Here is a 13,351-nt window from a genome sequence, read left to right on the forward strand (position 1 = left end):
CGCGCGCGCAAACGCAAAATATAGGAAAATAATCCTTAACATCGTGACGGTGGTCTGGCACGCTTCAGATATCGTCGAAAAATTGCGACCGCGGGGGACAGGCCGGCTGCCAATCCGGGCTGTGAAGTCTCCAACGTAGCACACGGGGAGAAGGACGCGGTTCATCGACGGTTTCGCCAATAGCCGGCGCTGCAAATGCCTTGCCGCGTTGAGCTTTGTGTTTCCAGCGGGCGCCGGTGAGAGGCTACACGAAGGGGGACGCCGGCGGCACGGACGATGAAACTGCTCGCCGTCTCACTTGCCCACCAGCACCTTCGCCAGCCGGGCGCATTGGGCGCGGATGTCCGGGATGGCCTCGATCTCGAAAAAGGTGCCGCGGGTCAGCGGACCGACCGCGAAGAGTTTCGCGGAGGCGGAATTGTTCTCACTGATGACGGCGCAATTTTCGGTTACGTCCAGCCCAAGCCGCAACGGGTCGGGCCGCGCGAGCCCACGCTCGATGAGGTCACGGACCACCGCGATCGAACCCACCGAAAGATCCTTGGTGATGCCTGTGCAATCACACACCCGATCGACCACGAGCGTTTCCGGCGTTTTCGAATGGCGATGCAGAAGCCGCACCGCGATGCCGTCGCCCTGTTCGGTCATGCCTTCGACGCGCGCAGCGACCAGCCGGATGCGGCCGGCCTCGACGGCTTCGGTCAGGCGCGCATGGATCGGCGGCGCCATGCGGTGGCGGTGGATATCCCACCAAGCTTTTGTGTGCTCGACGAAGCGGCGCTTGGCCGAGGCCGGCCAGCTTTGCCAGATGCGCTGGTTGAATGGCCGCAAACCATCCAGCACGTCGCGCCAGTCGCCGCCGGCCTTTTGCGTGGCGCGGATCAGGTCGCGCAGCCAGCCGACGAAATAGGACAGTTCGGTGCCGAGCGGCACGTCGGCGATATCGAGCCGGATCGGCTTGCTCTTGCGGTGGGTGGAGGGCAGCAGGCCGCGCCGCGACACGGCAACGATCTCGCCACGATGGCCGCGATGCTCCAGCGTCAGCCAGGCATCGATCATGCTCAATCCTGTCCCGAGTATCAGGACATGGGCATTCGGATCAAGCGGCCTGTCGTCAGGCGAATCGATACGGATGGCGAGCGGATGCTCGGGCGAGGGCTCCTCGTCATGGCCGACCGCCAGTACCACGGCATGGCAGGCGAGGCTGGTGCCGTTCGCCAGTTTGACGTCGACCCCCGACGGTGTCGGCGACACGCCGAGGCAGGTTTCGCGGACAAGGCGCAGCCGGCCGGTCGCGCTTTCGCGGTCCAGATTGCTCTCAAGCAGTTCCTCAAGATAGCGGCCGTAGACGGCGCGCGGCAGGTAGACGGCCGGGTTGTCGTCGGTAACGATCTCTTCCGCCTGCACCCAACGCCAGAAATGCTCGGGATCGTCGGCGTAACCGCTCATGCCCATCGCGCTGACGTTGAGCACATGGTCGGGCAGGGCGGTCGAATAAGCGCGGCCGCGGCCGAAGGCGGACGCCCTCTCGATAAGGGTGACACGGAGGTCCGGGTTAGGCGACTTCAGCAGGTGTGCCGCGAGGAGCACGCCGCTAGCGCCGCCGCCGACGATGGCGATCGAGGAGCGCGGGCGCTCGCTCATGCGCGCGCCCCGCCAAGCGAGGCGCCGTGCTCCGTCAGGCGTGATATTTCAGCAGGGCCGCGACATCGTCGTTGGCCGCGTCGCGCATTTCCGCGAGGCTGCGGTTGTCCAGCACATTGGCGATGGCGTGGCGCACTTCCAGCATCATGTGCCGGACCTGGCAGGTCGCCTCGTCGCAATCCTCGCAACGCTGGTACTGCGTGTGGCTGGCGCAAGGGATCGGCGCCAGCGGGCCGTCCAGAACGCGCACGACGTGGCCGATCTTGATCTCCGCCGGCGAGCGCGACAGGCGGTAGCCGCCGTCCTTGCCCTTGCGGCTCTGCACGAAGCCGGCATTGCGCAGCTCGCCGAGGATGGCATCCAGAAATTTCTTCGGGATGTTGTTCGTCGTGGCGATGTCGTTGACGAATGCGAGTTGGCCTTCGGGCATCTGCGACAAGTGGACCAGAGCCTTCAGCCCATACTTGCCTTTTTTGGTGAGCATCGTCGAAAACTGTCTTTGCGTTGCCTGAGGAAGAAACCGATCGCCCCGGATGCCCGATCGATGATCCACATCCGTTACGCATAAATTCCAGTGAATCTATAAACAAGTGCAAATGCGTTGATTTTTCGTCATTTTCGCGACCGAAGCGGCAAATTTGACACTGGGGAAGGTAACTTTCCGGCAAAGGCTGTCTCATTGGCGTGAGCGTGCTGGCGACAGGTTGTGCTTAAAGTCTATAGAAAAGATAGGAAATTGGAAGCGAGTTTAACCTACGGGCCGTGGCCGGTCGATTGCAACGGCGCGCTGTCGGCCTGCTCCGCCCGCTGCCACCGGACTTGAGCGTTCGAGTTCCGGTCCAGAATGTCGTTGTCGCGTCTCCCGTTAGCCGCTTCGGACCCGCTGCATTTCCGTCGCCGGATTTCGCCGGTTCGGCATCGGCGTCATACGCATGTGGGGTTCTGCCCCGGCGGTGCACTTCGCCACCGGTATGGCATGGGTCCTCGGGTCGCGCAGTTCGCTTCGCTCCTGCTTGCCCGAGGATGACGACGGGAGGGCCGTTTCCGCCAATCGCCAACGTCGGCGATTAGGGGCGAATCCTCTGAGGTACATCGCCGGCGCACCGGAACCTCAAGCCGCAAAAACCTTCATCCGCACAATGCGCAGAAAGCCGCTTTCGCCGGCCCGCACGACCGTCTCCGGAGGCACGTCAAGCTCCACCGTCTCGCCTCCCGCCGTGCGGGCCACCAGCCGCCTTCCGTCGGGCCGGTCGATGACGCGAAGAACGGAGGCAGGAATACCGCTTTCACGTGACCAGTCGAGATCGCCAGGCCGGGCGTAGACTTCCGCCGCGCCGTCCTGGCAGCCGGCGGCGTCCAGCGTGATGCCGCCGATGGAAACGACGCCGTTTTTCACGTTGCCTGAAAGCCGGTTGGTGTCGCCGAGGAATTTCATCACGAAGGCGGAGGAGGGGTTGCGGCAGACTTCTTCCGGCGTTCCCTGCTGCACGATCTTGCCTTCGTTGAGGATGACGACGCGGTCGGCGAGGTCGAGCGCCTCTTCCTGGTCGTGGGTGACAAAGATCGTGGTGATGCCGAGCTCGCCATGGATATCGCGCAGCCAGCGGCGGAGGTCGCGCCGCACATTGGCGTCAAGCGCGCCGAAGGGCTCGTCGAGCAGCAGCACTTTCGGGTCGACGGCAAGCGCGCGGGCAAGAGCCACGCGCTGGCGCTGGCCGCCGGAAATCTGAGTCGGGAAGCGTTCGCCAAGCCCTTCGAGACGAACGAGCCGCAGCAGGTCGGCAACGCGAGCCGAAACCTCGGCGGGGGAGCGGCGCACCTTCGAGACCTTCATGCCGAAGGCGATGTTTTCGGCGACCGTCATGTGCGGGAACAGCGCGTAGTGCTGGAAGACGAAACCGACGCCGCGGTCGCGCACCGGAATGTCGGTGGCGTCCCGGTCGCCGAAATAAATGTGCCCGCCATCGGCATATTCGAGACCGGCAACCATGCGCAGGATGGTGGTCTTGCCGGAGCCCGAGGGGCCGAGCAGGGCCAGCAGTTCGCCGCTCTCGATGTCGAGCGACACGCCGTGCACGGCGCGGAACGTGTCGAAGGTTTTGACGACGTTGTCGAGACGAATCTTCATGCGGATTTTCCAGTGGGCGCGGCGAGCGCCGGTCGGCGGCCGGCGCCCTGGCGCTCCAGAAACACTTTGGCGACGATGGTGACGAGGGCGAGCACGGTGAGGATGGAGGCGGCGGCGAAGGCGCCGGCCGTCTGGTAGTCGTGATAGAGCAACTCGATATGCAGTGGCAGCGTGTTGGTCTGGCCACGTATATTGCCTGAGACCACCGAGACGGCGCCGAACTCGCCCATGACGCGGGCGTTGCATAGCACCACGCCGTAAAGCAGCGCCCAGCGGATGTTGGGCAGCGTGACCGAGAAGAAGGTGCGCCAGCCCGATGCGCCGAGCGAGGTGGCGGCCTCCTCCAGGTCGCGGCCCTGCGCCTGCATCAATGGCACCAGTTCACGCACCACGAAGGGCGCGGTGACGAACATCGAAGCCAGCACGATGCCTGGCAGCGCAAAGAGGATTTTGATGTCCCAGGCTTCCAGCAGGGGGCCGAACAGGCCTTGCAGGCCGTAGACGAACAGGTAGGCGACACCGGCGACGATGGGCGAGATCGAGAACGGAATCTCGATCACCACCAGCAGGAAGCGGCGACCCCAAAAGTCGAACTTGGTGATCGCCCAAGCGGCGGCGATGCCGAAGGCGGTGTTGATCGGCACGGCGATTAACGCGGTGACGACGGTGAGCATGATGGCGTGGCGGGTGTCGGGGTGGCCGATGGTTTTCAGGAAACCGTTGAGGCCGAGCGAAGCCGCCTGCGCGAAGATGACGATCAACGGCGCCAGAATGAGCAGCGCGCCGACGACGAGCACGAAGCCGATCAGCGTGCGGCGCACGGCCAGACTGTCGCCGACGCGGGGAGGGCGTCTTTTTGCCGGCTGCATGGTCAGTTCCTCACCGTGTAGCGCAGCGCGCGGGCCTGCAGCAGGTTGGTGAAGGCGAGCATCAGGAAGGCGGTGACGAGCAGCACCGAGGCGATCGCGGCGGCGGCCTGGTAATCATATTCCTCCAGCCGGATGAAGGCGAGCAGGGCGGTGATCTCGGTCGACATCGGCTGGTTGCCGGCGATGAAGATGATGGCGCCGAACTCGCCAAGACTGCGGGCGAAGGACAGCGACAGGCCGGCGAGCAAGGCGGGCATCAATAGCGGCAGGATGACGCGCAGGAAGATCGAGCGGTCGGAACCGCCGAGCGTCTGCGCGGCCTCCTCCAGCGTCGGGTCGAGGTCTTCCAGAACCGGCTGCACCGTGCGCACGATGAATGGCAGGCTGGTGAAGGACATGGCGACCATGATGCCGAGCGGCGTGTACGCGATCTTTATGCCGGCCTCGCCGAGGATGGAACCGAACCAGCCGTTCGGCGCGAACAGGGTGGTGAGCGCGATGCCGGCGACCGCCGTGGGCAGCGCGAACGGTAGGTCGACGATGGCGTCTACCAGCCGCTTGCCAGGGAAGGAATAGCGCACCAGAACCCAGGCCAACGCCAGGCCGAAGACGAGATTAAAGGCGGTGGCGGCAAGCGCCGACAGCACGGTGACGCGGTAGCTGGCGACGGCGCGTGCCGAGGAAACGATGCGCCAGTAGTCTTCGGGGCCGAGACTGGCTGCATGGAACACCAGTGCGCCGAGCGGCAGCACGACGATTAGGCCGACATAGAACAGGGTGATGCCGAGAGAGAGCGGCAGGCCGGGGAGAACACGGCGGCGTTTCTTACCCTCCCCCTTGTGGGGAGGGTCGTTCCGCGCAGCGGAGCGGGGTGAAGATTCCATGCTTACGACCCCCACCCCGTCTCGCAAGCCTCGCGTCGCTCGGCGTGCTTGCCGACCCTCCCCACAAGGGGGAGGGTGACGCCGGCGGGATGTCCGGCAGGACAGAAGGGGGTGTGAAGAAGCGCGGGCATCAACAACAACAGGTGGAGAAAAACAAAAACCGGCGGGTCCAAGAGACCCGCCGGCCATCAAGCCGAAACGACGCTTCAGGTCAACGCTCGCCGTAGATCTGGTCGAGCAGGCCGCCGGACGCGAAATGCTCCTTCTGGACCGCCGGCCAGCCGCCGAACACGTCCTCGACGGTGACGAGGCGCACGTTCGGGAACTTGTCCCTGAATTCGGCCGCGACCGCCTCGTCGTTGATGCGGTTGCCGTTTTCGGCCGCGATCTTCTGGCCTTCGGGCGTGTAGAGGAAATCGAGATAGGCTTTGGCCAGGTCGCGCGATCCGTGCTTGTCGACCACCTTGTCGACGATCGCCACCGGAAATTCCGCCAGCAGGCTGACGGAGGGCGCGACCTGCTCGAACTTGTCCTCGCCGAACTCTCTTCTGATGCCGGTGGTCTCGGATTCGAAGGTGATGAGCACGTCGCCGATCTCGCGCTCGACGAAGGTCGTCGTCGCGGCGCGGCCGCCGGTGTCGAACACCGGCACGTTGTCGAAGAGTTTCGTGACGAACGCCTTCACCTTCTCCTCGTCGCCCTTGAAGGCTTCCCTGGCGTAGGCGGTGGCGGCGAGATAGGTATAGCGGGCGTTGCCGGAGGTTTTTGGATTGGGGAAGATGACCTTCACGTCGTCGCGGACGAGATCGTTCCAGTCCTTGATGCCCTTCGGGTTGCCGGCGCGCACCAGGAAGGACGGCAGCGAATAGAAGGGCGAAGCGTTGTTGGCGAAATCCTTCTGCCAGTCGTCGGAGACAAAACCGTTCTTCACCAGGAAGTCGATATCGGTGACCTGGTTGAAAGTGACCACGTCGGCTTCCAGTCCCTCGACGATGGCGCGGGCCTGCTTGGAAGTGCCTGCATGCGATTGGTCGATGGTGACATCCTTGCCGGTGTCGGCCTTGTATTTCGGGATGAAGGCGGCGTTGACGTCCTCGAACAATTCGCGCGCCACGTCGTAGGAGGCGTTGAGCAGCTTATCCTCAGCGTTTGCCGGGCCGATGCCGAGCGCGGCCAAGGCGGCGCCGATGAGCAGCAGGCGTTTCATGAAAGGTCTCCCCAAGCGATGTTGTCTGATGCTCGCCAAGATAGTGGCCTGCTGTCCGCGATGAGAGAGACGGCGGAGCCCAGCCTGGGTCCGCGAATAGAAAATCCATCCAATGATGGCAGATGTGCGGGAAAATATTACCTATTACCTGGCGTTCGATCTGACGAGGGCGCAACGTTTTCCGACGGGGCCTTGCCCCGGCAGGGATGGCGTCTGGTGTTGTTTCCAGCCGATCTGAGCACGCAAGGGCGGACAGGCGCAAAATACTTCTCCGTCACGACCTAATTTCGAAACATTTTACCTCTATAGAGTTGATAGAATTACCTAGCATGACCTCATTCAATCAGATCGCGGCGGGAATGAATGTCGCCCGAAACGGAGGGGTCAATGTTTTCGGTCACACGGCGCATCTTCACGGCAGGCCTCTTGGCCGCCACGGTGTTGGGTGCGGGCGCGGCGCATGCCGCCGACTTGAAGGAACTCAAGATCGGCTACCAGAAGACCGGCCTGCCGGTCATCGCCCGCCAGCAGCAATTGATCGAAAAGGCGCTGGAGCCGCAGGGCATAACCGTCTCGTGGGTGGAGTTCACCGCCGGCCCGCCGCTGGTCGAGGCGCTGAATGTCGGCGCGATCAATGTGGGGTGGACCGGCGACGCGCCGCCCATCTTCGGCCAGTCGGCGGGGTCGGCTATCGTCTATGTCGCGGCACTTCCCGGTAATGTCGGCGGCGAGGCAATCGTCGCCAAGGCCGAATCCGGCATCAAGTCGGTCGCAGACCTCAAGGGCAAGAAGGTCGCGGTCGGCAAGGGCACCAGCGCTCACAACCTGCTGATCGCGGCCCTTGAGAAGAACGGGCTGACCTTCGACCAGATCGAGCCGGTCTATCTGGCGCCAGCCGACGCGGCGGCGGCGTTTGCCAGCGACAAGGTCGACGCCTGGTCGATCTGGGATCCGTTCCTGGCCATCGCCGAGACGCGCTACACGCCGACCGTTCTGGTGCGCTCGCCCGAAGTGCTGAAGGTCAACACCTATTTCCTCTCCAACCGCGATTTCGCCAAGGAGAATCCGGCTGCCGTCACCACGGTGGTCGGGGCGCTGAAAGTCGCTGCTGAATGGGCCGACGCCAACCGCGACAAGGTGGCCGCCGCCCTGCATGAGGTGACCGGCGTGCCTCTGGAAGCCCAGACGCTGGCGGCCAACCGCGCCGAGTTCGGCATTTTTCCGATCACCGACGAGATTATCGCCAACCAGCAGGCGACCGCCAACCGCTTCTACAAGCTGAAACTGATCCCCAACGCCATCAAGATTGCCGACGCGGTGTGGACGCCGCCGGGCAACTGATCGACCTTCGACGCAGACCCGTTGTCCCGGTAAATCCTTCTCGAAAGGCGAAGACCATGCTCAACAGACGCTTCCTGCTTTCCGGTTTTCTCGGCGCGGCGTTGCTGGCGCCTGGCTTGTCGCTCGCTCCCGCCAAGGCTGCGGACGCGCCAAAAGAGTTCCGCATCGGCTACCAGAAGAGCAGCAGCCTGCTGGTCGCCGCCCGGCAGCAGAAGGTGTTCGAGACCAGGCTGAAGGCGCTCGGTGTCGAGGAGGTCAAGTGGGTCGAGTTCCAGTTCGGCCCGCCGCTGCTGGAAGCGCTGGGCGCCGGCGCCGTGGATTTCGGCGTGACCGGCGATACGCCGCCAATTCTCGCGCAGTCGGCGGGTGCGCAACTCGTCTATGCGGCAAGCTCGCCGGCCGTGCAGAACGCCATTCTCGTGCCGAAGGATTCGCCGATCCAATCGGTGGCCGATCTCAAGGGCAAAAAGGTCGCCTTCGGAAAAGGCTCCAGCTCGCATAATTTCACCGTGCAGGCGCTGAAGCAGGCAAGCCTTGCCTATTCCGACGTCGTGCCGGCGTTTCTCGCGCCGGCCGACGCGGTGGCCGCCTTCACCACCGGCAGCGTCGATGCCTGGGCGGTCTGGGATCCGTATTTTGCCATCGCCGAGGCCAAGCACAATGCGCGGCCGCTGGTGACCACTGCCGACGGCCTGGACAGCAATTCGTTCTACCTCGCGAGCAAGGCGTTCTCGGAAGAACATCCCGATGTGCTGAAAGCCGCCGTCGAGGAATTGTCGGGCGTCGCCCGCTGGGCGGCGGAGCACAAGGACGAGCTTGCCGGCATCTCGTCCGAGGCGACCGGCATCGACCTCGCGGCGCAAAGGGCCGCGATCGACCGCTACCGGATCGAGGTGGGTCCGCTCTCCGACGCGGTGGTGGCGCAGCAGCAGGCGATCGCCGACACGTTTTACGAGTTGAAGCTGATCCCCAACAAGATCAATGTCCGCGATATCGTCTGGGCGGCGCCGACGAACTGAGCGGCCCGCCGCAAGCCAAGGGAGCCAGCATGAGTCTTTCCACCGTATCGCAGGACCGGCCGCTCGATTTCTTCTGGTTCATCCCGACGCATGGCGACGGCAGCTATCTCGGCTCGGAGAAACAGCAGCGCCCGCCGGAATTCGGCTACTTCAAGGAGATAGCGCAAGCCGTTGACCGGCTTGGCTTTCCCGGCGTGCTCTTGCCGACCGGCCAGAATTGCGAGGATTCGTGGATCACCGCGACCGGCCTTGCCACCTATACCGAGCGGCTGAAATTCCTGGTGGCGCTGAGGCCGGGCGTCGTGTCGCCGGCCTTTGCCGCGCGCCAGACGGCGGCGCTCGACCGGCTGAGCGACGGGCGGCTGCTGCTCAACGTGGTGGTCGGCGGCAATCCGGTGGAGCTTGCCGGCGACGGCGTGTTCACGCCGCATGATGAGCGCTACGCACAAGCCGATGAATTCCTAAAAGTCTGGCGCGGTCTGTTGTCGGGCGAACAGGTTGACTTCAACGGCAAATATTACCGCGTCGAAGGCGGACGGCTGGACATACTACCGGTGCAGAAGCCGATCCCGCCGGTGTTCTTTGGCGGTTCGTCCGACGCCGGGCAGTATCTGGCGGCCGAACAGGTCGATAAATATCTGACCTGGGGCGAGCCGGTTCATTCCGTTGCCGAAAAACTGGCGCGCGCGAGGGCCAAGGCGGCAGCGAAGGGCCGCAAGCTGAGTTTCGGCATCCGCCTGCATTTCATCGTGCGCGAGACCGAGGACGAGGCCTGGGCGGCGGCGGAAAAGCTGATCAGCCATGTCACCGACGCGCAGATCGAGAACGCGCAGGCGCGATTCCTGAAGGAGATGGATTCGGTCGGCCAGCGGCGCATGGCCGAGCTGCATGGCGGCCGCCGCGACCGGCTGGTGGTCGCCCCCAATTTGTGGGCCGGCGTCGGGCTGGTGCGCGGTGGCGCGGGCACGGCGCTGGTCGGCACGCCGGCACAGGTCGCGGAGCGCATCCGCGAATATCAGGCGGTTGGTATCGACACGGTCATTGGCTCCGGCTACCCGCATCTGGAGGAGGCCTACCGCGTCGCCGAACTGCTGTTCCCCGAACTCGGGCTCGGCACTGCGCGCCGTCGGGTCGGTGACAGAATCGCCAACGAATTCGCAGTCGGCCACCACGGCGCCCACCGGCTACAGGCCTCCTCATGAATCGGACTTTCGGCAGGATAGGGCAGGGCGGCCTCGGTTGGTTGCTGCCGATCGTCATCGTCACGGTCTGGGAACTGGCGTCGCGCACCGGCTTCATCGCCGGTAACGTGCTGCCCGCGCCCTCCGCTGTGGCGGAAGCGTTCTGGCGCCTGCTCATCTCTGGCGAGTTGATCGAGAATATCGGGGTCAGCACCGCCCGCGCGCTTGCCGGCTTCGCCATCGGTGGTTCGATCGGCTTCGTACTCGGCTTGGCCAATGGTGTCTCGGCGCTGTCGCGCGGGCTGACCGACACGACATTGCAGATGATCCGCAACATCCCGCATCTGGCGCTGATCCCGCTGGTCATCCTGTGGTTCGGCATCGACGAGGAGGCAAAGCTCTTCCTGGTGGCGCTGGGCGTCTTTTTCCCGATCTATGTGAACACGCTGCTCGGCATCCAGAGTGTCGACCCGCAATTGGTGGAGATGGGCCGCATCTACGGCATGACGCGCTTCCAGCTCTTCTCGCGTGTCATCCTGCCCGGCGCGCTGCCGGCGATCTTCGTCGGCCTGCGTTATGCGCTGGGCATCATGTGGCTGACGCTGATCGTTGCCGAAACCATCTCGGCCTCGTCGGGCCTCGGCTACATGGCCATGCAGGCGCGCGAGTTCCTGCTGATCGACGTCGTTGTGCTGTCGATCCTGATCTACGCGCTGCTCGGCAAGCTGGCCGACAGTCTTGCCCGGTTGCTCGAGCGGCTTTCGCTGCAATGGCATCCGGCTTTCCAGACCGCATGAGGATTTTTCCGAATGACCGCTGCGACCACCGCCGCCCGAAAAGCCTTTGAGGCAGCTTCGGTGGCGCGACTCGTGCCTTCGCCGGTTCCATCCACGGCGTTCTCGTTCCGCAATGTCGGGAAAAAATTCGGCGAAAAGGTCGTGCTCGACGGCATCGACCTCGAGGTGAAGGCCGGGCAGTTCCTGGCAATCATCGGCAAGAGCGGCTGCGGCAAGTCGACCCTGCTGCGGCTTCTGGCCGGCCTCGACCGGGCGACCTCCGGCACGCTCGACCATGGCAGCGGACAGACGGACTTTGGCCATACGCGTATCATGTTCCAGGAGCCGCGGCTGCTGCCCTGGGCGCGCGTCGCCGACAATGTCGCGGTCGGCCTGACCGGCATCGCCAAGGGCGCCGAAGCGCGGGGCAGGGCTCTCGACATCCTGGGCGAAGTAGGACTTGCGGACCGCGCCGGCGAGTGGCCTTCGGTATTGTCCGGCGGCCAGCGGCAGCGCGTGGCGCTGGCGCGCGCCCTGGTCGGGCAGCCGAAGATTCTTGCGCTGGACGAACCGCTCGGCGCGCTGGACGCGCTGACCCGGATCGAGATGCAGCAATTGCTGGAACGCATCTGGCTGAAGCAGAAATTCACTGCCGTTCTGGTGACCCATGACGTGGCGGAGGCGGTGGCGATGGCTGACCGTGTCGTGGTGATCGACCAGGGCCGCATCGCGCTCGACGTCGACGTCAGCGTACCTCGCCCGCGCCGCCATGGCTCGGCCGAACTCGCGCGGCTCGAAGGCCGCATCCTCGACCAGCTTTTCGGCAATGACGGCCGGGCGGACGGTCCCACGGCAGTGGCGGAGGCTCATCTGGGCTGAAGGGCGAATCCGTCACCGCCCGTTTGCCTGTCAAATCAATGTGATCGCGCTTTCGTTGCGGGTCACGAAGCGTTAGCCTCTCAAGCAGAGAGGCGACCCGGCGCCTTGGGGCAAGCAGTTCGGGAGACGATGGGGCAAAACAGGACATCTCGGATGTCGCTGGGCCATATGGGTTCGGGCGGCGAATACCACTTGCTGAACGGCTGGAAGGACATTGCCGCGTTCTTCGGCAAGGACGAACGCACGGTCAAGCGCTGGGAAAAGCAGCGCGGCATGCCCGTGCAGCGCATGCCCGGCACGAAGGGGACGGTCTTCGCCGACCGTCACGCGCTGGCGGCATGGCTCAATATGCGCGGAACGCAGCCGGGACTCGATGTCAGGGTGCTGCCGCGCGTGCATTCCGGCCTGAACGGCGCGCGGTCGCCCGGCGATGCCCATGAACCCTCTACCGCGGCGCGGGAGCTTTATCTCGAAGGGACCTATCTCTGGCAGAAGCGGACACGCGCAAGCCTGACCGAAGCTGTCGACATATTGCAGGCGGCGGTGGCCCTCGACCCGGACTATGCCCACGCGCATACGGCATTGGCTGTCGCCCATAAGCTGGCCGGAGAATATGGCGCGACGACGCAGAAGCTGGGCTATATCCGCGCGTTGGAAGCGGTGGAGCGGGCGATTGCACTGGATCCGGCGCTTGAACAGGCCCAGACCGTTCTTGCCAACATCGAGTTCTTCTGGCTGCTGCAATATGACCGCGCCTTGCGGCGCTTCGAGCATGCGCGCCGGCTCAACCCGAATTCGGCGCTGACGCGCCACTGGTTTGCCGAAGCCCTGCTCTTCGCCGGATACCCGCGCGAGGCGCTTGCCGAGATCGACCAGGCCCAGCACCTCGATCCCCAGTCGCGGTCGATCATATCGGCCAAGGCCTACATCCTGTTCGCCTTGGGCAATTCGGACACATCCGAGCAAATGCTGCTGAAGCTGGCGTCGAACGAGCCGGACTACCAGATGGCCTACAAGGGCCTCACCTATCTTTATCTCGCGCGGGGAGACGGCGGGCGCTATCTGGAATTCCTCGACAGGCTGGTGAGCTTGCACCCGAGCGGGGCCGCGCGCGCCATCGTCGACGCCGGGCGCAAGGGGCTGTCCTCATCCGGCAAGGCGGGAATGGCCGAGGCCATGCTCGATGCCGCAAAGCACAATGGCGAGACGGGGGAGGTGCCTGCTTACGGCATGGCCCATCTCTACGCCCTCAATAACGACGCATCCGGCGCCGCGACACATCTGCAACTCGCGCTCGAGCGCTACGAAGGCGACGTCTTCGATTTCATCATCGACCCGGCGTTCAAGCAGGTGCGCACGACGCCGCAGTTCCTGAAGAAGGTTACCCAGATGGGGCTGCCGCTGGTCGCATGAACGGACCGGT

At 64.4% G+C, this 13,351-nt stretch carries 12 protein-coding genes; 6 read left to right on the plus strand and 6 right to left on the minus strand.

Annotated elements, in window-relative coordinates:
- Positions 1–294: 294 nt before the first annotated feature.
- From ACH196_RS16195 to ACH196_RS16220, 6 genes are all read right to left on the minus strand, one after another.
- Positions 295–1,644 (minus strand): FAD/NAD(P)-binding protein, encoded by a 1,350-nt coding sequence (locus tag ACH196_RS16195; protein WP_396647940.1) that lies wholly within the window; start codon positions 1,642–1,644, stop codon positions 295–297.
- 34 nt (positions 1,645–1,678) lie between these two features.
- On the minus strand, positions 1,679–2,128 hold the full coding sequence (locus tag ACH196_RS16200) for an RrF2 family transcriptional regulator (RefSeq protein ID WP_396647941.1): 450 nt from the start codon (positions 2,126–2,128) through the stop codon (positions 1,679–1,681).
- Positions 2,129–2,755: 627 nt separating this feature from the next.
- Positions 2,756–3,772, minus strand: coding sequence for a sulfate/molybdate ABC transporter ATP-binding protein (locus ACH196_RS16205; RefSeq protein WP_396647942.1), 1,017 nt, complete (start codon positions 3,770–3,772; stop codon positions 2,756–2,758).
- Positions 3,769–4,641: a sulfate ABC transporter permease subunit CysW gene (cysW, locus tag ACH196_RS16210; RefSeq protein WP_396647943.1), complete on the minus strand. Its 873-nt coding sequence runs from the start codon at positions 4,639–4,641 to the stop codon at positions 3,769–3,771. Before cysW ends, ACH196_RS16205 begins: the two co-directional genes overlap by 4 nt.
- A gap of 2 nt (positions 4,642–4,643) precedes the next feature.
- Positions 4,644–5,525 (minus strand): sulfate ABC transporter permease subunit CysT, encoded by an 882-nt coding sequence (gene cysT / locus ACH196_RS16215; protein ID WP_396647944.1) that lies wholly within the window; start codon positions 5,523–5,525, stop codon positions 4,644–4,646.
- Positions 5,526–5,736: 211 nt separating this feature from the next.
- Complete coding sequence (locus ACH196_RS16220) at positions 5,737–6,732, minus strand: sulfate ABC transporter substrate-binding protein (RefSeq protein ID WP_396647945.1); 996 nt, start codon at positions 6,730–6,732, stop codon at positions 5,737–5,739.
- 387 nt (positions 6,733–7,119) lie between these two features.
- On the opposite strand from ACH196_RS16220, the gene ACH196_RS16225 reads away from it, so the two are divergent.
- The 6 genes from ACH196_RS16225 to ACH196_RS16250 all read left to right on the plus strand — a co-directional run bounded on the left by ACH196_RS16225 (position 7,120) and on the right by ACH196_RS16250 (position 13,341).
- Positions 7,120–8,073: an aliphatic sulfonate ABC transporter substrate-binding protein gene (locus tag ACH196_RS16225; RefSeq protein ID WP_396647946.1), complete on the plus strand. Its 954-nt coding sequence runs from the start codon at positions 7,120–7,122 to the stop codon at positions 8,071–8,073.
- A gap of 56 nt (positions 8,074–8,129) precedes the next feature.
- Positions 8,130–9,092: an aliphatic sulfonate ABC transporter substrate-binding protein gene (locus tag ACH196_RS16230; RefSeq protein WP_396647947.1), complete on the plus strand. Its 963-nt coding sequence runs from the start codon at positions 8,130–8,132 to the stop codon at positions 9,090–9,092.
- A gap of 29 nt (positions 9,093–9,121) precedes the next feature.
- On the plus strand, positions 9,122–10,294 hold the full coding sequence (ssuD, locus tag ACH196_RS16235; RefSeq protein ID WP_396647948.1) for an FMNH2-dependent alkanesulfonate monooxygenase: 1,173 nt from the start codon (positions 9,122–9,124) through the stop codon (positions 10,292–10,294).
- Positions 10,291–11,070, plus strand: coding sequence for an ABC transporter permease subunit (locus tag ACH196_RS16240; RefSeq protein WP_396647949.1), 780 nt, complete (start codon positions 10,291–10,293; stop codon positions 11,068–11,070). The genes ssuD and ACH196_RS16240 overlap by 4 nt, the downstream gene beginning before the upstream one ends.
- 12 nt (positions 11,071–11,082) lie before the next feature.
- Complete coding sequence (locus ACH196_RS16245; protein ID WP_396647950.1) at positions 11,083–11,928, plus strand: ATP-binding cassette domain-containing protein; 846 nt, start codon at positions 11,083–11,085, stop codon at positions 11,926–11,928.
- Positions 11,929–12,081: 153 nt separating this feature from the next.
- Positions 12,082–13,341, plus strand: a complete 1,260-nt coding sequence (locus ACH196_RS16250) for a tetratricopeptide repeat protein (RefSeq protein ID WP_396647951.1) — start codon at positions 12,082–12,084, stop codon at positions 13,339–13,341.
- Positions 13,342–13,351 lie beyond the last annotated feature (10 nt).

The organism is Mesorhizobium sp. IMUNJ 23232 (assembly GCF_044326205.1).
Lineage (GTDB): Bacteria > Pseudomonadota > Alphaproteobacteria > Rhizobiales > Rhizobiaceae > Kumtagia.